This window comes from Acidobacteriota bacterium, from assembly GCA_026393675.1.
In the GTDB taxonomy this organism is placed as follows: Bacteria; Acidobacteriota; Vicinamibacteria; order Vicinamibacterales; family JAKQTR01; genus JBAXOX01.
The window spans coordinates 23,009-42,256 of the sequence record JAPKZQ010000043.1 but is presented as its reverse complement, the minus strand read 5'-3'; the positions used below and the strand labels follow the sequence as shown (position 1 = coordinate 42,256).

Sequence of the window (19,248 nt, the reverse complement as noted above, 5' to 3'; positions counted from 1 at the left end):
CAGACGCGTTGCGCGATTATAGCAGGTTGTCGTACAGGAGCCCGCCTCTTCAAGCGATCTCCCGTGTCGACAACCAGTCCTTTAGACATCGTCGAAGGCCGAAAAGACGGCTGCGATCCCGAAGGGGGCCGCCACGGAAATCCGGAGACCTGCCGGGCATGTTCGTTATTGAGGCTCGATAAATGCGTGGAACACCCGGATGCCGAGTTCGCGAGTGTCGCGGCTCCCCGGCGTGACGATCGCCGGGACGAACGACTTATCGAGCGAAATGCGCGCCACGACCATGTCGTCGTTCCCGAACTGCGCGGCCTTGAGTTGAATCCGCCGGATCTGTTCGTCGGCCGTGTCCACCTGGAACGTGTCGACGACAGTGTCCCCGATCGTGATCGTTGCGGTTTGGGGAGTGGGAAAGACCTTGGGCATGCCATCGTAGTGCAGGTAGAACGTGGCGTTGCGCCGCGGATTACGGAAGCGAATCGTCGCCTCCTTCCGGGTCCACTGCCATTCGATGAACTGATTCTGCGGCGCCACCTCGGGACCGTGCCAGCCATCGAGGAAGGCGAGGAAGATGTTGTCGGTCTGGGGCTGGAGCTGGATTTTCGCCACGCGGTAGGACCGCTGTCCCACCAACTGGCCCGACAGCGGGACGCGTTCGTTGGTGCCAAGCATGTACAGACCGATCGTGACGGTCGCCTCGCCAATATACGGGTAGAGCGGGACGAACATCGTGCGCTTGTACTCGATGGGCGTGCCGGGTTTCCACCGCGTCGACGGAACGGGTGGCTTGTGATCGTCGGTCCACATCAGCTCGTCATTGGCGTCGAGGAAGTGGGCCATCACCCAGTAGTCCTTGCCCAACTGGGTGCCGGGCGCGAGTTCGAATCGATAGGTCAGCTCAACCGGGCTCCCAAGGGGAATCTTGGTGTGATTGAGTGCCAATGTCGCGGAGCCAAGGGGCGCGGCGGTGTCCTTCTTGCTGCCGCAGGCGGCGACCAGAAACACCATGCCGGCCAGGACGATCAGTCTTCGCATGTTCAGTTCACCAGTTCAAAAGCAGATGCAGGGCTCGATCAAGGAATGATACCTGTCGCCACCCGTACAGGCAACCCGTCAGGCTCCCGAGGCGGCAGGCGCTCGTCGCTGCTATTGTTGACGCGCTTGAACTTACGTTGACCGCCTCGCAATCTGCGTGCTAACGTGGCCAACGTCTGCCCGCGGTCATCGATCGCGAGGGCTCCACGACGATTCCGGATGTGTTGATGCACCGACGATTCTGGCTGCGGGGCGGTTGCGCGGCGCTTGCGGGACTGCTGGCTGTGGCCTGCGGCGGCGCGATGGCGAGTCGTCCGCCAGTGGCAACGCCCCAGCCGGCACCCCCGACCACCGTGGCGGCACTCTCGCCGACTCCCGAGACGCCGCGTGCGACTCCCCCACCGGACGCGATCGATACGCTCATCGCCCAATCGCAAGCCAGGTTCGACACCGGCGCTGCGGAGTTGAAACTCGGCCACCTCAGCCGGGCGAAAGTCGAGTTCAACGCCGCCATCGATCTCCTGCTGGAGTCCCCGTCCGGAGCTCGCTCCAATCGCCGTCTTCAAGAGCAATTCGACCGGCTCGTCGATCGGATTAGCGCGTTTGAGATGCGGACGCTGGCCGAAGGTGACGGCTTCGCCGAGAAACCGACCGTCCCCGCATCCATCGACCAGTTGCTCGACCAGCCGACGTCGGACACACCCACGCCGAAACCGGAAATCCGCGAGGTCGTGGCGGCGGATCTGCAGACCACGCTCCACGACGTCCCCATCCCGCTCAATGACAAAGTGCTCTCGTGGATCGAGGTGTTCCAGGGGCGGTTGCACGACTGGTTCCAGACGTCGATGCAACGTGGCATGCCGTACCTCCCGATGATTCAGAACACGTTCCGGTCGCAGGGATTGCCACTCGATCTCGCCTACATCCCGATTGTCGAGAGCGCGTTCAGAACCGACGCGCTGTCGCGCGCGTCGGCCAAGGGCTTCTGGCAGCTTATGAAGGGCACGGCCACCTCCCTGGGGCTCACGCAGAACTGGTACATCGACGAGCGATCGAATCCCGAAAAAGCGACGCTGGCCGCCGCGAGGTATCTGAAGCTGCTGAGCGAGATGTTCGATGGCGACTGGCACCTTGCGCTGGCGTCGTACAACGGCGGTCCCGGGTACATTCAGCGCGTCGTGAAACGGAAGGGGCAACCCGATTTCTGGGCGCTGGCCGACAAGGCGTCGCCGCTGCCGCGGGAAACCCGCGAGTACGTGCCGATGGTGCTGGCGTCGATCGTCATCGCCCGCAATCCGGCGCAGTACGGTTTTACCTTCGAGCCTGTCGCGCCGCCCGAGTACGAGACCGTGTCGTTGCCGGGACCGGCTGATCTCCGCAAGATCGCGGAGTGGGCCGGGGTATCGGTGGACGACATTCAGCGGCTGAATCCTGAACTGCGGCGTTGGACGACGCCCGTCCGAGGCGAGGCCTATCTCCTGCGCGTTCCCAAGGGCACGGCCCAGATGGTCGAGCAGCGGCTGGGCGAGTTGCCGCCTGAGGAACTGGCGCCACTCCAGTGGCACACCGTCCGTCGCGGCGAGTCGTTGACGACCATCGCGAACAAACTGCACGTGCGCCGCACCGACCTTGCCGAGGCGAACTACCTGGGCTTGAAGACCGCGGTGACGCCGGGCCAGAAACTGGTGATCCCGCTGGCCCTTAGCACGCTGTTGGCGTCGAGAACAGATCGGCCCGAGCCCGCACCGACACCTGCCCGGTCGGCTCCGGCCCGCGCGGCTCCCTCGGTCTCAGATTCGGCGGATCGCGTCAAGATCACCTACCACGTCCGGAAAGGCGACTCGCTCTATTCGATCGCGCAGCAGTTCCACACGACAATCGCGAACATCCGCTCGTTGAACGGCCTCAAGAGCGACCGCATCACGCCCGGCGAACGACTCACGATCTCCACAAGCCGCCAGCATTCGGGCGGCCATCGTCCCTGAGCCCGCTCTCCCCTCGCAGGTCGCAGAAACTGCCAGGGCCACGGTTGGTGTCGGTGGCAGATCTTGCGACCGGTCAAGGCGCTTGTCTGGCGATTCCGCCTGATTGTTAGAGAATCACACCGTCTTGTGGCCCGCGCCGGCGGCCTCGAGTTTGCACTTCCCCACTCGTGCTCGCCACGCTCCTCAGCGCCGCCGTTGTCGGCATCGACGCCACCATCGTCCAGGTAGAGGTTGATGTGTCGTCCGGCCTCCCGGGCTTCACGATGGTCGGTCTTCCGGATACGAGCGTCCGCGAAAGCCGCGACCGTGTCCGCACGGCGATTCGCAATTCCGGCTTCCCGTTTCCCGACCAGCGCGTGACGGTCAACCTGGGTCCCGCCGACGTGCCGAAGATTGGGTCCTCATTTGACCTGCCGATCGCCCTCGGCGTGCTGGCCGCCACGGGCATCGTCTTGGAGCGCACGATCGATCACACCGTCGTCGTCGGCGAACTCTCGCTCGATGGGGCCATTCAGGCGGCGCGTGGCACGTTGCCGGTCGCGATCGCCGCTCGAAAGGCTGGATGCGCGCGGGTGCTCGTGCCGGCGAACAACGCCGCGGAAGCGCGGGTGGTCGGTGGCGTCCAGACACAGCCGGTTGCGACACTGATGGCCGCCGTCGACGTGCTCAACGGCATCGAGCCGATCACCGAGGCGGCTGCCGCACCCCGGCCGCGGACAGACACCGCCATCGACGACTGGGGCGATTTGGCCGACGTCCGCGGACAAGCGCTCGCCAAGCGGGCGCTGGAGATCTCGGCTGCCGGCGAACACAGCCTGCTGCTCGTCGGTCCGCCCGGCAGCGGCAAGACCATGCTCGCGCGTCGGCTGCCCGGAATACTCCCGCCGCTCTCTGACGAAGAGTCCCTCGAATCGACGTCGATCCACTCGGTGGCCGGCCTGCTGTTGCCGGGGTCGGGTTTGCTCACCGCACGGCCCTTCCGCGCGCCCCATCACACGATCTCGGATGTAGCACTGGTAGGCGGCGGGAAGCTGCCTCGTCCAGGGGAGTTGAGCCTGGCGCACAACGGGGTGCTCTTCCTCGACGAAATGCCCGAGTTCGATCGGCGCGCCCTCGAAGTGCTGCGGCAGCCGCTCGAAGAAGGCCGCATCCGTATCGCGCGGGCTGCGCGTTCGGCTGAATTCCCCGCTCGCGTGTTGCTCATCGGCGCCATGAACCCGTGCAGGTGCGGATACGCAGGGCATCCCGTGCGCGTGTGTCGCTGCACGCCACTCCAGCGCGAGTGCTATACGGGACGGATCTCGGGTCCTCTCCTCGATCGAATCGATCTGTGTGTGGATGTGCCATGGGTTCCGCCTGATGTACTCGGCGACGAGCGGCCACAGGAGTCATCGGCGTTGATCCGCGAGCGCGTGCTTCGGGCACGCGAACGCCAGGCCGCGCGAAGTGGCGAAACAGGCGTTCGGCTCAACGCGTTGCTCAAAGGGCGGATGCTGCGGCGTTACGCGAAGCTCGATGCCGATGGAAGGGCGTTGTTGGACGCGGCCATCCGCCGACTCGCACTCAGCGGCCGGGCCCACGACCGTATCCTGCGCGTCGCACGGACCATCGCCGACCTCGCCGACGACGCCGATGTCCGGTCGGAGCACCTGGCGGAGGCGTTGCAATATCGGCTGGTATCCTGACGGGGTATGATTCGCTTTATGTTCGCGTCTAACGCCCGCCGCCCTTTCCATGCCCGGTTTCGTGTGGTAGAGTCCGGTATTCGTACTTTCGGACCGGACTTCGTGTGCCGGTACCGGTAACCCTGTCCCGGAGGCGATGGTCAAATCGCCCGCCTGAGACGAGGCTGATGCCAGGATTTCTGTCCCACCGTTACACCGTCGTCGTCGTTGACCGCGTCTCGGGTGTGGGCCGCCGTTTCTCCGTGAGACTTGGCTGGACGCTCGGGACGGTCGGCTTTCTGTTTGCCCTGCCGGTGTTGGTTGGCTTGGGGATTCGCTGGAGCACCGTGGCCGAGTTGTCGGCCCTGCGCTCGAACACCGTCGCCCTTGAGATGGAAAACGCCAGCTACCGTACGGCAACCGGCGAACTGACGACGCAGCTCACGTCACTTCAGGGCGTGATCGACGAACTGGGCACACGATCGGCGCTTGATCCTGAAGTCGCGCGGGCGATGCAGAAGCTGCCGACGATGATCAAGGCGCGCGCGATGGGTGGCGGCACGACGGCTGCATCGTCATCGCTTCTGGCCTCGGCCCTGTCCTCCCCGGAAGACACCTTCGGACTGCTCCGTAACGTGCTCGGCCGACTTGAAAGTCAGCTCCGCGTGGTGCGAACCGATGTGGATCGGCGCGTGGCGCTGGCCGCTGCGACACCGTCCATCTGGCCCACGGTCGGCTGGCTCTCCGCCGGCTACGGCGAACGGGCCGACCCGCTCACCGGTGACCCCGGGTATCACCAGGGCCTCGACATTTCGACGGACCCCGGCAAGCCGATCGTCGCGACGGCCGACGGTGTCGTCGAGAGCGCCTCGTGGAGCGGGAACTACGGCAACCTGCTGGTGATCGACCACGGCTTCGGCATCAAGACGCGCTATGGCCACCTGGCAGCGTTTGCCGCGAGCGTCGGTGCAACGGTGCGGCGTGGCGAGGTGGTTGGCTACGTGGGCGCCACCGGGCGTACGACCGGCCCCCACCTGCACTACGAAGTCATGACGAACGGGCAGGCTATCAACCCGCTGCAGTTGCTCGTTTCCCCGCGCTAACCTGATTCCCCGTTGTTGTGGTCAGCCGCCGGTTCCTTGACGGATCCGCGCGCGGTTACCTACAATCATCGGATACCCCCCGTCTTGCGCGATCCCTACATGATTAATACCCTTCTGGCCAAGATCTTCGGCACCCAGAACGAGCGAACGCTCAAGCAGTTGACGCCGTCTGTCAGCCAAATCAATGCGCGCGAAGAGCGTGTTCGCGCCCTCAGCGACAACGAACTTCAGGGACAGACCACCCTGTTCAAGGAGCGGGTGGCGCGCGGCGAAACGCTCGACGATTTGCTGCCGGACGCGTTCGCCGCCGTCCGCGAGGCGGGTCGACGCACGTTGAACATGCGGCATTTCGACGTTCAGCTCATCGGCGGCATGGTGCTGCATCGCGGCATGATTGCCGAGATGAAGACGGGCGAAGGCAAGACGCTGGTGGCCACGCTCGCCGCCTATCTCAATGCCCTGGCCGGCAAAGGCGTCCACGTCGTCACGGTCAACGACTACCTCGCACGGCGCGACTCGGAGTGGATGGGGCGGATCTACCGCTTTCTCGGGATGAGCGTCGGCGTCATTCAGCACGAACTCAACGACCAGGAACGCCAGCACGCCTACGCCTGCGACATCACGTACGGCACCAATAACGAGTTCGGGTTCGATTACCTCCGCGACAACATGAAGTTCGACCTGGCCCACTACGTCCAGCGGGGCCACGGGTTCGCCATCGTCGACGAGGTGGACAGCATCCTGATCGATGAGGCGCGGACGCCGCTCATCATTTCTGGGCCGGCGGAACAGTCGACCGACCTGTATTACGAAGTCGACCGGGTGATCCCGAAACTCGCACCAGGCGCCGTGACGCACGGCGACGCGAAGGCCGAGGAGCGCGAGGCGCTCGAAGCGACGGGCGACTTCCTGGTCGACGAAAAGCACAAGACGGTGACGCTCACCGAGAGCGGCATGGCCAAGTGCGAGCAACTGCTGGCGCACCGCATCCAGCCGGGAGGGCTGTATGACCCGGTCAACATGCCGCTGCTCCACCACATCAACCAGGCTCTGCGCGCCCACTCGCTGTTCAAGCTCGACGTCGACTACATGGTGAAGGACGGCGAAGTGCTCATCGTCGACGAGTTCACCGGTCGCCTGATGCCGGGACGCCGATGGAGCGATGGGTTGCACCAGGCGGTCGAGGCGAAGGAAAAGGTGAAGATCGAACGCGAGAATCAGACGCTCGCGACGATCACCTTCCAGAACTTCTTCCGGAAGTACGCCAAGCTCTCCGGCATGACCGGCACGGCGGAAACCGAAGCCGAGGAATTCGCCAAGATCTACAACCTCGAAGTCGTCGTTGTGCCGCCTAATCGCGTCCTGAGACGCGAAGAACTGCCGGACCTCATCTATCGGACGGCCACTGAGAAGTACGACGCCATCGTGGCGGACATCATCGAGCGGCAGGAGAAGAAACAGCCCATACTGGTCGGCACGGTCTCCATCGAGAAGTCCGAGAAGCTCGCCGGCATGCTCCGCCGTCGCGGCGTCAAACACGTCGTCTTGAACGCAAAATTCCACGCCCAGGAAGCCGAGATTGTCGCGCAGGCCGGGCGGTTCGGAGCGGTGACGATTGCCACCAACATGGCCGGCCGCGGCACGGACATTCTGCTTGGCGGCAACCCGGAGTTCATGGCTCGCCAGCGCGCCCTGGCCGATGATCTGGCCGAGCGACTGCCGAAGGGGGAAGAGAAGTTCATCGATGACGAGGAGTTCGTCTACTTCTATCACCTCGACGGGTTCTACCGGTGCAAACGGCCGGACTGGGAGCGGCTCTTTACAAACCTCCGCGATCTGACGGCCGCCGAACACGAGACCGTCGTCGCCAACGAAGGTCTGCACATCATCGGCACCGAACGCCACGAGGCGCGGCGCATCGACAATCAGCTTCGCGGGCGCGCCGGCCGCCAGGGCGATCCGGGCTCATCACGATTCTACCTGTCGCTCGAAGACGACCTGATGCGCATCTTCGGGTCCGACCGCATTTCCGGGTTGATGGAGCGCCTGGGAATGGAGGAAGGCGTGCCGATTGAGCACGGGATGGTCACCCGGGCGATCGAGCGGGCCCAGAAGCAGGTCGAAGGTCAGAACTTCTCCATCCGCAAACACCTGCTCGAGTACGACGATGTGATGAATAAGCAGCGCGAAAATATCTACGCGCTGCGCCGGGAACTGCTCGAAGGACGGATTCGCGTCGACGAAAGTGAAGTGATTGACAGCCGGGCGTACCTGATGCGTCTCGCCGAGGACGTGTTGGACGGTCTCATCGACACGTACTGCGTTGAGGCCCAGGAACCAGACACCTGGGATCTCGACGCGCTCAAGCGCGAAACCACGCGGACGTTTGCGCTGGATGGTGCCGAGACGGCTGCGCTCGACTTCTCCGGGAGTTCGGCCGGGGAAATGCGCGACCAGTTGTGGTCGCGGATCAGCAAACGGTATCAGGAGAAGGTCGCAAACGTCGGGGACGAACTGCTCCAACGCGTCGAACGCGACATCATGCTGCAAATCGTTGACGGGCAGTGGAAAGATCACCTGTACAGCCTGGATCACTTGAAAGAAGGCATTGGCCTCCGCGGCTACGGGCAGCGCGATCCTCTCGTCGAGTACAAGAAGGAGAGCTTTGCGCTCTTCCAGGATATGAAGGCCCGGATCGACGACGAGACGGTGCAATACCTGTTCTGGCTGAAGCCGGTCGCGTCCGAAGATGCCGGTTCACACGTTCGACGGCCTGCCAGCCGGCGCTCCGCTCCGCTGACGTTGAGTGCCCCGAGCGGCGATGCCGGGTTCTTTGGCCGGGCCCCCGCCAGCGCCGCCGTTGGAGCGGGCGAGGCGTCCAGGCCGGCCAGGACCGGCGGAGACGACGCGCCGATCACGACCGTGCGACGCGACGAACCCAAGGTCGGCCGCAACGACCCGTGTCCGTGCGGCAGCGGCAAGAAGTACAAGAAGTGTCACGGAGCGCAAAACTGATGACATCGACGCCGCGGGTGGCGGCTGTCTGGGGAGAATGAGGCATGGATCTGAACTCGGTGACCGCAGGCATGATGCACGCTGGCAGCGAACCGGTGACCGCACTCACCTTCGACGACGTGCTCCTGGTGCCGTGGCACTCGCAGGTCCTGCCCAATCAGGTCGATGTCAGCACGCGGATCACGCGCAACATCCGCCTGAACGTGCCCGTCGCCAGTGCCGCGATGGACACGGTGACCGAATCCCGGCTGGCCATCGCGATGGCCCAGCACGGCGGCCTCGGCATCATCCACAAGAACCTGAGCATCGAGGAACAGGCGTCAGAGGTCGATCGCGTCAAGCGCTCGGAAAGCGGCATGATCGTCAATCCGATCACGCTCTCGCCCACCCATAAGATCTTCGAGGCGCTCGCTCTGATGACGAAGTACCGGATTTCCGGGGTGCCGATCACCGAGGACGGTTCCAAGGAAGGCAAGCTGGTGGGCATTCTCACCAACCGCGACTTGCGCTTCGAGACGAATGTGGACCGGCCCATCTCGTCGGTGATGACCCGCGAGAACCTGGTCACCGTTCCCGTTGGCACCACGCTCGACGAAGCGCGCGAGATCCTGCATCGGCACAAGATCGAGAAACTGCTCGTCGTCGACCACCAGTTCATGCTGAAGGGACTCATTACCGTCAAGGACATCCAGAAGGTGATCAAGTATCCAGCCGCCAGCAAGGACAGTCTTGGCCGACTGCGCGTGGGTGCGGCGGTTGGTGTGGGCGCCGACACGCTCGATCGGGCCGAAGCCCTGGTCAACGCCCATGTTGACGTGCTGGTGGTCGACACCGCCCACGGCCATGCCCAGAAGGTCATGGATACGGTCAAGGAATTGCGCCGGAAGTACCCGGACGTTGATCTGGTCGCCGGCAATGTGGCGACGGGACAGGCGACAAAGGACCTTATTGATTTGGGAGTGGATGCCGTCAAGGTCGGCATCGGGGCCGGATCCATCTGCACGACGCGGGTCGTCGCCGGCATTGGCGTGCCGATGATCACCGCCATCCTGGATTGCGCGGCGGTGGGTCGTGCCGCGGGGGTGCCGATCATCGCGGATGGCGGCATCCGCTACTCGGGCGATATCACCAAGGCGATGGCCGCCGGCGCGAGTTGCGTGATGGTGGGCGGCCTGCTGGCGGGCACCGACGAAAGCCCGGGCGAGGTCGTGCTGTATCAGGGCCGCAGCTTCAAGGAATACCGCGGGATGGGCTCCATTGGCGCCATGAGGAAAGGCGCTCGTGACCGCTACTTCCAGGACGACTTCGATCTGGAGGCGGATGGCGCATCCGAGAAACTCGTTCCGGAAGGCATTGAAGGCCGCGTGCCGTATCGCGGCACCGTGGCCGGCGTCATCCATCAACTCGTGGGCGGCCTCAGGGCCGGGATGGGCTACGTGGGCTGCAGCACGATCGCGTTGCTCCAGGAGCACGCGCGGATGATTCGCGTGACGCCGGCTGGTGTCCGCGAAGGCCACGTGCACGATGTCGTCATCACCAAGGAAGCGCCGAATTATCGGGTGGAGTAGTTTGGAAGATCCTGGTCCGGTGTGACGATGGTCACCCGGCGCGCGTCGCCGCCCAGATCTTCAATCTGCACGTCGACGGCGCCCTCCGGTGCGCGCGATAACTTCTCCGCCCACTCAATCGCGACAACACCCTGTTGATTCAACTCCTCGAGGCCGAGGTCGTCCGCCTCTGCTGCCGAGATCCGGTACAAGTCCACGTGAAACAGCGGGAGCGGGCCGCGGTATTCCTGAATCAGCGTGAAGGTCGGGCTGCTCACGTCATCGGTGGCAAGGCCCATCCCTTCGGCCACTCCTCGTACGAATGCCGTCTTGCCGGCGCCCAGTTCACCACGGAGCAGGACGGTCGATCCGATCGGCAGCGTGGGTCCGAGTTGGCGGCCAATCGCCATGGTCTCGCCTTCGGATTGCGTGATGATCACACGCGTCATCTGAGACCGGCAGAGGGTTCTGCCGGAGCCATCAGCGTCAGCTCCGCCTCGCCGAGATGCCTCAGGATGTCGCCGGCCGCCATCGCCACCTGGCCCTCGACACTGGCGGCCATGTCGCCGGCCGCGCCATGCAGGTAGACCGCGAGGCGGCACGCATCCACGGGGTCGGCTATCTGGGCCAACCAGGCCGCGATAACGCCAGTCAACACGTCGCCGCTGCCCCCGGTCGCCATACCGGGGTTGCCAGTGGAGTTGATGAATACCCGGCCATCGGGAGCCGCCACCACTGTCCGGTAGCCTTTCAGGATCACGATGACACCGCGATCCCGCGCGAACGCACTCGCGACGTCGATGCGTCTGTTCTGGACGTCACCCGCCGTGCTGCCGATGAGCCGCGCCATCTCTCCCGGATGAGGCGTGATGACCACAACCTGGCCTTTGCGAGCCCGGAAACGACGCCCGTCCTCGGCCAGCACATTGAGCGCGTCCGCGTCGACGACAAGCGGCTTGCTGGAATGCGCCAGTATGTCCGCGACGAACGCACGCTGCTCGGGTCCTGTCCCAAGACCCGGGCCGACGGCCACCACATCGCAACTGACTCCAAGGACGGCCTTCGATGCGCGATGGGCGACGCAGCCATCGGCCGTCTCGCCCAGCCCGACCGTCATGTACTCCGCGCCCATGCTCGCCACTATGGGCAGACAAGACTCGGGTGTCGCGACAGTCGCAAGCCCTGCTCCGCTTCTGAGCGCCGCCATCCCGGCCAGGTGGGCCGCACCGGTCTTGCCGCGCGAGCCGGCAACTATGCAGACGTGGCCGAAGGTGCCTTTGTGCGCGTCGGCAACCCGGGCAGGCACAAGCGTGCGCGCTTCGGCGGGAATCATGAACTCGATGCTGGGACCGTTGACTCCGCCCAGCACGTTTCTTGGAATGCCGATGTCGGCCACCACGAGGGAGCCGACCAGCGCCTCGGCGGGCGGCATCACCAGTGGCAGTTTCGGCGCCCCGAGCGTCACCGTCAGAGAGGCCGCGATTGCAGGACCAATCGGGGCGCACTGATCTGCGGACAGTCCACTCGGCAGATCGACCGACACCACGGGCACGCCTGCCGCATTGATATCAGCGATGACGGTCTCATACAGACCGGTGACGGGAGCGCTCAGGCCCGTGCCGAAGAGCGCGTCCACGATGACGTCGCAGTCGAGGACGGACTGGCTGTGTCGCTTCCACTCCCCGTTCGACGCGACGGCAATGACCGGCACGCCCAACTTGCCAAGAATGTCCAGGTTGATCCGGGCATCGCCCCGCACCTCGCCGGACGCGCCAACGAGGCAGACAACGACGTCGCACTGCTGTTGCCAGAGACCTCGCGCCACGACGAATCCGTCACCGCCATTGTTGCCGCGCCCTGAGATCACGGTCATGCGACGGCCGGCGAGCGAGCCGAACGCCGCTTCCATTGCGGCGATGACCTGCCGGCCGGCGTTTTCCATCAGGACAATGGACGGAATGCCCAGATCCTCGATCGTGCGCCGATCGGCCTCACGCATTTGTCGAGCATTCAGTACGCGCATAACTCACTCCGAACACCTGGGGCCGGCTGGATCGCTGTCACATCGTGTCTTGCGCGCACTCTACCACAAGAGGTACCGTAGCGGATTGGTGCGGGAGCCGCGATCCACGCGGACGAGAGACCCATCACCGGAGCACAGCCGCATGGTTGCCGTCGCATACGTCAATGGGCGCATCTGCAGTCAGCAGGACGCCTTGATTTCGGTCTTCGATCACGGGTTCCTGTTTGGCGAAGGGGTGTACGAAGTGATCCGGACCTACGACGGCGAGCCATTCCTGCTGGACCGACACCTGCGGCGTCTGCGCACGTCGGCCGGCATGCTCGCGCTGAAGGTCGCGACCACCGACGCTGAGTTCGAAGCGAACATCCGGAGCACGATTTCAGCGTTGGAGGCTGCTCCGGGCGCGACCCGATCGGATTACTACATTCGGATCGTTCTCACGCGCGGGGTCGGCGACATGACGTACGACCCGGCTGCCAGCCCAGCGCCGACGACCGTGATCATCCTGAGGCCGCTGGCTCCGTCTCCTCCCGAGATCTACGAGAAGGGCGTGACGATCGCGCTTGTCCCCATCGTGAGGAACCACCCCGGGACCGTGAGTCCTCTTATCAAGTCCAACAATCTACTGAACAACGCCATGGCGATGCAGGAGGCTATGCGACGAGGCGCGTTCGAGGGCCTCATGCGCAACTACCGAGGTGAGCTCGCCGAGTGCGCGCAGTCGAACATCTTCATTGTCCGGCACGGCGAACTGATGACGCCGCCGCTAACGGCCGGGATTCTGTCTGGCATCACGCGGGAGTTCATTCTCGAGTTCGCCCAGGCCATCGGGATTCCGGGGCACGAGACGATGCTTCACGATGAGGATCTGTTCACGGCCGACGAGGCGTTCCTGAGCGTCACGACCCGCGAAATCATCCCCGTCGTGCGGGTCGACGATCGGGTCATCGGCAACGGCCAACCGGGCCCGATCACGCACATGCTGTTGGTGGAATTCAGGCGTCGAGCCCGCGAATTGGCCCACCGACGGTCCGTCTAGGTTCCGGCGGGCGCGGCTTCGCTTTGTTCGTGCTCGACCGAGCCGAGCCTGCCTGAGTGGATCGACAGGCTTAGCCTGAGGCGGTCGGTTTGCGGAGCATTGACGAGAACATGAGTGTGCGCCACCAGATCGACATCCCCGGCATCGTCGGACGCAGCCATGTGCCGGTGGTTGCAGTCTTCGCGCCCGAGACCCCCGACCGGACCGCTGCCATCAGAGGAGAGGGTCCCTCACCCCTCTCTCACCTTCAGGAGTCTGTCCGGGTTCTGGTCGCGATGGGCGCCTCCCATTTCGGCGTTCCCTGTAACACCGCCCACCACTTCCTGCGCGAGGCTGTTGCCGCGGCAACCTGGACTCCGCCGATTCCATTCGTGGACATGATCGAACAAGCGGCTGGCCGGGCGGCGCAGATGGGCATTCGTGCTGTGGGTCTGCTCGCGACAACGGGCACGATCTCAACTGGCCTCTATCAGCAGGCCCTGGCCCACGCGGGTCTTCGAATTCTCACGCCACTCGACGACGAGGCCCGGAGATCCGGTGTTGACTCAATGGAATTCGGATGCACGCCCTCCGGCGACGTCACGCCGCCGATCGTGTCGGCCGCGAATTCCACTGAAATCCAAGCGCCGGTGACCGCCCTCGTGGCAGCACGAGGTGAGCAGGACGGCCTGGTCATGGAAGCCATCTACGGCAGCAACGGCATCAAGGCCGGCCACACCGATGGGCTTCCGCGTCGACTTATGGAAGAAGCTGCACGACGGCTGGTAGACCGAGGCGCCGAAGCCCTCATACTCGGTTGCACCGAGATTCCGTTAGTGCTGAGAGGTTCGCACCTCGACGTGCGCGGCCGGCGAGTGCCGCTCGTCGATGCGACGGCGGTGTTGGCGTCCGATCTGCTTGGAGCCCCGGGACCGATCGGCATCGCTGGCGGACTCGGGCCCGAGGCGACCATCGATCTGATCGCGAAGCTGGGTGCCCCGAGCGACTTCACGGACACCCTGCACGCAGTGTTCTCAGCGACCATCGAGGAGCTGGCTCCTGCGCACGAGCAGGATCACCTGAGGATGTACGCCGCCGCCCTGCCCGACGCGCGCGATGCGGCACAGCGCCTCAGACGTGCCGGTGCGACGTTTCTGTTCTTGTCGCTGGAATCCGCCGCGTTCGCGGCTGAGGTCCAACAGGTCACGGGCCTGCCTACCGTCGCGGGACCGGTTCGCGCCACTGCCCGACTGGTCGTTCGGGCGGCCTGCCCCGCCTACGTGTAGTCCTCGAGCGGCGGACACGCGCACACTAGATGGCGGTCGCCATAAGGGTTGTCGATCCGCCCCACACTCGGCCAGAACTTGTTGGCGCGCACGAACGGCAGCGGGAACACCGCCTTCTCCCGTGAATACGGGTGCGTCCACGTGTCCCTGGTCGCCTCGCCCATCGTGTGGGGGGCGTTCTTCAGCACGTTGTCCTTCGGGTCGGCCTTGCCGTCGACGACGTCCTGGATCTCCTGCCTGATGGCGAGCATCGCGTCGCAGAACCGATCGAGTTCCTCCTTCGGCTCGCTTTCGGTCGGCTCAACCATCAGGGTTCCCACCACCGGGAATGACACCGTCGGCGCGTGGAAGCCATAGTCCATCAGCCGTTTCGCGATATCGCCTTCTTCGATGCCCGCGGCTTTGAACGCGCGCATGTCGAAGATCATCTCGTGTGCGACCCGGCCGTTGGCGTTGGCGTACAGCACCGGGAAGTCGCGCTCAAGCCTCGACTTGATGTAATTGGCGTTGAGGATGGCGTACTTCGTGGCCTGCGTCATGCCCGACCCGCCAAGCAGCGAGACATAGGCGTAGGAGATCAACAGGATGCTGGCGCTGCCCCACGGGGCGCCCGCGATGGCGTGAATCCCCTTCGCGCCTCCGACCTTCGCCAGCGCGTGGCCGGGCAGGAACGGCGCCAGATGCGCGGCGACCGCGATCGGCCCCATACCGGGTCCCCCACCGCCGTGCGGGATGGCAAACGTCTTATGGAGATTCAGGTGGCACACGTCGGCGCCGATGACCGCCGGACTGGTCAGGCCAACCTGCGCATTCAGGTTCGCGCCATCCATGTAGACCTGGCCACCGTGCTCATGGACGATGGCGCAGATCTGCTTGACCGCGTCTTCGAACACGCCATGCGTTGACGGATACGTGATCATCAACGCCGCCAGCGTGTCCTTGTGCTGCGCGGCCTTCGCCTTGAGATCGGCGACGTCGATGTTGCCGCGGCTGTCGCAGGCCACCACGACGACCTGCATGCCGGCCATCACCGCGCTGGCGGGATTGGTGCCGTGGGCCGACGACGGGATCAGGACCACCGTGCGTCGTTCCTGACCACGCGACTGATGGTAGGCGCGAACGACCATCAGGCCGGCAAATTCGCCCTGCGCGCCCGAATTAGGCTGAAGGCTGACGGCCGCGAATCCGGTGACTTCCCGCAGCGCTGCCTCGAGACCGGCCACCACTTCCGCGTAGCCGGCGGCTTGATCGGCCGGCGCGAACGGATGCACGCCACCAAACTCCGGCCAGGTGACCGCTTCCATGACCGTGGCCGAGTTCAGCTTCATGGTGCACGAGCCCAGCGGGATCATCGACGTGTCGAGCCCGACGTCCTTGCGCTCGAGGCTCTTCAAGTAGCGCATCATGGCCGTTTCGGAATGGTGGATATGGAAGATCGCGTGTTGCAGGATGGGCGATGTCCGTCGAAGGGCGGCTGGCCATTCGGGCGAACCTGTTGTGATCACGATCGGCGCACCAGGTGTCTCTGAGCCAAGGCCGCGCGCAAAGATCTTCCGAATATCGTCGATATCCGACTCGTCAACCGTCTCGTCGAGCGCAATCCCGATCTGGTCTGCTCCGCCGGCGAATCGGAAGTTGATCCCGGCGTCGAGGGCAGCGGCACGAACCGCATCGCGCTTGCCGGCCGGGACGCGGACATCGAGCGTGTCAAAGTACGCGGCATTGCGCTGGTCGCAACCCAAGGCTTTGAGTTCGGTGTCGAGGGCGACGGCCATCGCGTGCACCCGCGTCGCGATCTGTCGGATGCCCTCGGGGCCGTGATACACGCCGTACATGGCCGCCATGGTGGCCAGCAGCGCCTGCGCGGTGCAGATGTTCGACGTCGCCTTCTCGCGCCGGATGTGCTGCTCGCGCGTCTGCAGCGCCATCCGATAGGCCCGGTTGCCGTGTACGTCGACCGACACGCCGATGATCCGGCCGGGCGTCTGCCGCACGTGCTGTTCTCGCGTCGCGAAAAAGGCGGCATGCGGACCGCCATTGCCCATCGGCACACCAAAACGCTGGGCGCTTCCGAGTACGACGTCGGCGCCCAACTCTCCCGGAGGTGTCACCAGCGCCAGGGCCAGCAGATCCGTCGCCACCGCGACCTGTACCTTGGCGGCGTGCGCGCGCTCGATCAGGGCACGGACATCGTGCAGGGCGCCCTGCGCGTCTGGCGTCTGGACCAGGACGCCAGACACGCGTTCGTTGAACTCGATCTTGTCGAGATCCGCGACGATCAGTTCGATCCCGAGTGGTTCGGCGCGTCCCCGCAACACGTCAATGGTCTGAGGATAACAATGGCTCGCCACGACAAACGCCGACCGCGTCCCTCCCTGCACTCGCCGGAGCATCGTCATGGCTTCGGCGGCGGCCGTGGGTTCGTCGAGCAGCGATGCGTTCGCGATCGGCATGCCCGAGAGATCTTCGATCATCGTCTGGAACGTGAGCAGCGCCTCCAGGCGCCCCTGGGCGATCTCGGCCTGATAGGGGGTGTAGGGCGTGTACCAGCTCGGATTCTCAAGCACGTTCCGGAGAATCACGGTCGGCGTCACGCAATCGTAGTAGCCGAGGCCGATATAGGACCGGAACGGCTTGTTCTTCGCGGCGACGCGCCTGAGCCTGCCGAGGAAACGGTACTCACTCTCCCCTTCCGGCAGCGCGAGCGGCCGGGCGAGCCTGATGGCGGGCGGAATCGCCTCGTCCATCAACCGATCGAGCGACGACACGCCAATCGTCTTGAGCATCGCGGCGCATTCGTGCGGCCGCGGACCAAGGTGGCGGGACTCAAACGAGCCTGTCAGTTCACGACTCATAGTAACCCTCAAACAGGAATTGCCTCCAGGCGGGATCGGCCGTACTCCGCCTCGCCTCACGGCGCGGACGGCGTCACGAGGAGAAATGGTGGCGGCAGCCTACTTCACGAGCGCTGAATAGTCGGCGACAGCCAACAGCGAGCTCATCTCGGCGGGCGCCGACAGGCGGATTTCGACCATCCAGCTGCCGTGCGGATCCTTGTTGACCGTTTCGGGCTTCTCCGCGAGCGCGGTGTTGACGGCCACAACCTCGCCGGAGACCGGGCTGTAGAGCTCGGACACCGCCTTGACCGACTCGACCGTGCCGAACGCGTCACCCTGCTTCAGTGCGCGGCCTACCTGAGGCAGATCGAGAAAGACGACGTCTCCCAGTTGCTTCTGGGCGAAATCGGTAATCCCGACACGGCCGACGCCGCCTTCGACCTTGATCCATTCGTGATCTTTCGTGTACTTGCAGTCGGCAGGATACATGCTCATCCTTTCGGTCGCTTGTAAAACGGGAGCGGCACCACGCGAGCGCGGTTCAGACGCCCACGGATCTCCACGTCGAACTCCGTGCCTTCGGCGGTGTGATTGGCCGGGACGTAGGCCATGCCGATCGCCTTCTTCAAGAATGGCGTCTGCGTCCCGCTGGTCACCACGCCGGCTTTCTGTCCGCCGATCATCACCGGATACCCATGCCTGGCGATCGCACGGTCCGTCATCTCGAAGCCCACCAGGCGCCGGGACACCCCGGATTCTTTCTGACGCAGCAAGGCATCGCGGCCGATGAAGTTGTCCTTCTTCCAGCCGATGATCCACTCGAGGTCGGCCTCGAGAATCGTCGTCTCTGCATCGATGTCATTGCCGTACAGCCGCATCGCCGCCTCGAGCCGGAGCGTGTCCCTGGCGCCCAGGCCCGTGGGAATGACGCCGTCATCCTTGCCTGCCTCGAGAATCGCGTTCCAGACGGCTGGCGCCTGCTTGGGCGGCACGAAGACCTCGTAGCCGTCTTCACCAGTGTAGCCAGTTCTCGACAGCGTCGCTCGAACGCCCGCGACTTCCCCGTGGGCGAACCAGTAGTACTTCATGTCCGACAGGTCGAAGTTCGTCAGCCGCTGCATCACTTGACGGGCGATCGGTCCCTGCAGCGCAAGCAAAGCGTAGCGCGAACTGTTATCCAGGGCCGCGACGTCGCCAAACTGCCGGATGTGCTCGAGGATCCACGCGTAGTCCTTCTCAACATTCGACGCGTTGACGACCAGCAGGAAATGCTCTTCGGCGAAGCGGTAGACGAGCACATCGTCGACGAACGTGCCCGCCGGCGTCATCAGTCCCGAGTAGTGGGCCTGACCGGTCTTGAGTCGGGACGCATCGTTACTGGTGATCCATTGCACGGCGGCGAGCGCGTCCTTGCCAGCGATCTCGATCTGACCCATGTGGGTGACGTCGAACAGGCCGGCTCTGGTTCTGACGGCAAGGTGTTCGTTCGAGAGTCCAGAATATTCGACCGGCATGTCCCACCCGGCGAAGGGGACCATCCGGGCGCCGAGGGCGCGATGCTGCGCATCCAGGGGAGTGAGTTTGAGCTGGATCGAACCTGGTTGGGTCATGGGATGCGCGTGAGGGGCTGAAGACGAATCCACGGTACTATGCGAGCGTCGACCTGGTCAAGCCACGTTGGCCGACGGAATCGCCCCTCCCGCGCACGCGTTGCGGGTGCAGCACGTTTCGGGTTGTG

At 64.5% G+C, this 19,248-nt stretch carries 13 protein-coding genes; 7 read left to right on the top strand and 6 right to left on the bottom strand.

What is annotated here, in order from left to right:
- Nucleotides 1-165: 165 nt before the first annotated feature.
- Nucleotides 166-1,032: a hypothetical protein gene (locus NT151_10895; GenBank protein MCX6539420.1), complete on the bottom strand. Its 867-nt coding sequence runs from the start codon at nt 1,030-1,032 to the stop codon at nt 166-168.
- Nucleotides 1,033-1,259: 227 nt separating this feature from the next.
- Here NT151_10895 and NT151_10890 point away from each other — a divergent pair, with 227 nt between their 5' ends.
- The 5 genes from NT151_10890 to guaB all read left to right on the top strand — a co-directional run bounded on the left by NT151_10890 (nt 1,260) and on the right by guaB (nt 10,367).
- Nucleotides 1,260-3,017, top strand: a complete 1,758-nt coding sequence (locus NT151_10890) for a LysM peptidoglycan-binding domain-containing protein (protein ID MCX6539419.1) — start codon at nt 1,260-1,262, stop codon at nt 3,015-3,017.
- 167 nt (nt 3,018-3,184) lie between these two features.
- The gene (locus NT151_10885) at nt 3,185-4,702 is read left to right on the top strand and encodes a YifB family Mg chelatase-like AAA ATPase (GenBank protein ID MCX6539418.1); all 1,518 of its coding nucleotides are present in this window, start codon (nt 3,185-3,187) and stop codon (nt 4,700-4,702) included.
- Between the two features lie 167 nt (nt 4,703-4,869).
- Nucleotides 4,870-5,784 carry a M23 family metallopeptidase gene (locus NT151_10880; protein MCX6539417.1) on the top strand — a complete coding sequence of 305 codons (915 nt, stop codon included), beginning with the start codon at nt 4,870-4,872 and terminating at the stop codon, nt 5,782-5,784.
- Between the two features lie 99 nt (nt 5,785-5,883).
- A complete protein-coding gene (gene secA, locus NT151_10875) occupies nt 5,884-8,799 on the top strand; it encodes a preprotein translocase subunit SecA (GenBank protein ID MCX6539416.1) in 2,916 nt (971 codons plus the stop codon).
- A gap of 74 nt (nt 8,800-8,873) precedes the next feature.
- Nucleotides 8,874-10,367 (top strand): IMP dehydrogenase, encoded by a 1,494-nt coding sequence (guaB, locus tag NT151_10870; protein MCX6539415.1) that lies wholly within the window; start codon nt 8,874-8,876, stop codon nt 10,365-10,367.
- Here guaB and tsaE read toward each other — a convergent pair.
- Both tsaE and NT151_10860 read right to left on the bottom strand, forming a co-directional pair.
- Nucleotides 10,352-10,786, bottom strand: coding sequence for a tRNA (adenosine(37)-N6)-threonylcarbamoyltransferase complex ATPase subunit type 1 TsaE (gene tsaE, locus NT151_10865; GenBank protein ID MCX6539414.1), 435 nt, complete (start codon nt 10,784-10,786; stop codon nt 10,352-10,354). The genes guaB and tsaE overlap by 16 nt on opposite strands.
- 5 nt (nt 10,787-10,791) lie before the next feature.
- Complete coding sequence (locus NT151_10860; GenBank protein ID MCX6539413.1) at nt 10,792-12,345, bottom strand: NAD(P)H-hydrate dehydratase; 1,554 nt, start codon at nt 12,343-12,345, stop codon at nt 10,792-10,794.
- Between the two features lie 166 nt (nt 12,346-12,511).
- On the opposite strand from NT151_10860, the gene NT151_10855 reads away from it, so the two are divergent.
- The gene (locus NT151_10855) at nt 12,512-13,408 is read left to right on the top strand and encodes an aminotransferase class IV (GenBank protein MCX6539412.1); all 897 of its coding nucleotides are present in this window, start codon (nt 12,512-12,514) and stop codon (nt 13,406-13,408) included.
- A gap of 110 nt (nt 13,409-13,518) precedes the next feature.
- Entirely contained in the window at nt 13,519-14,673 is a 1,155-nt protein-coding gene (locus NT151_10850; protein MCX6539411.1) for an aspartate/glutamate racemase family protein, read from the top strand.
- Here NT151_10850 and gcvP read toward each other — a convergent pair.
- From gcvP to gcvT, 3 genes are all read right to left on the bottom strand, one after another.
- Nucleotides 14,664-17,528 (bottom strand): aminomethyl-transferring glycine dehydrogenase, encoded by a 2,865-nt coding sequence (gene gcvP / locus NT151_10845; GenBank protein MCX6539410.1) that lies wholly within the window; start codon nt 17,526-17,528, stop codon nt 14,664-14,666. The two genes, NT151_10850 and gcvP, sit on opposite strands and share 10 nt — an antisense overlap.
- Nucleotides 17,529-17,627: 99 nt before the next feature.
- Nucleotides 17,628-18,005, bottom strand: a complete 378-nt coding sequence (gene gcvH / locus NT151_10840; GenBank protein ID MCX6539409.1) for a glycine cleavage system protein GcvH — start codon at nt 18,003-18,005, stop codon at nt 17,628-17,630.
- Nucleotides 18,002-19,120 (bottom strand): glycine cleavage system aminomethyltransferase GcvT, encoded by a 1,119-nt coding sequence (gcvT, locus tag NT151_10835; protein MCX6539408.1) that lies wholly within the window; start codon nt 19,118-19,120, stop codon nt 18,002-18,004. Before gcvT ends, gcvH begins: the two co-directional genes overlap by 4 nt.
- Between the last annotated feature and the right edge of the window lie 128 nt (nt 19,121-19,248).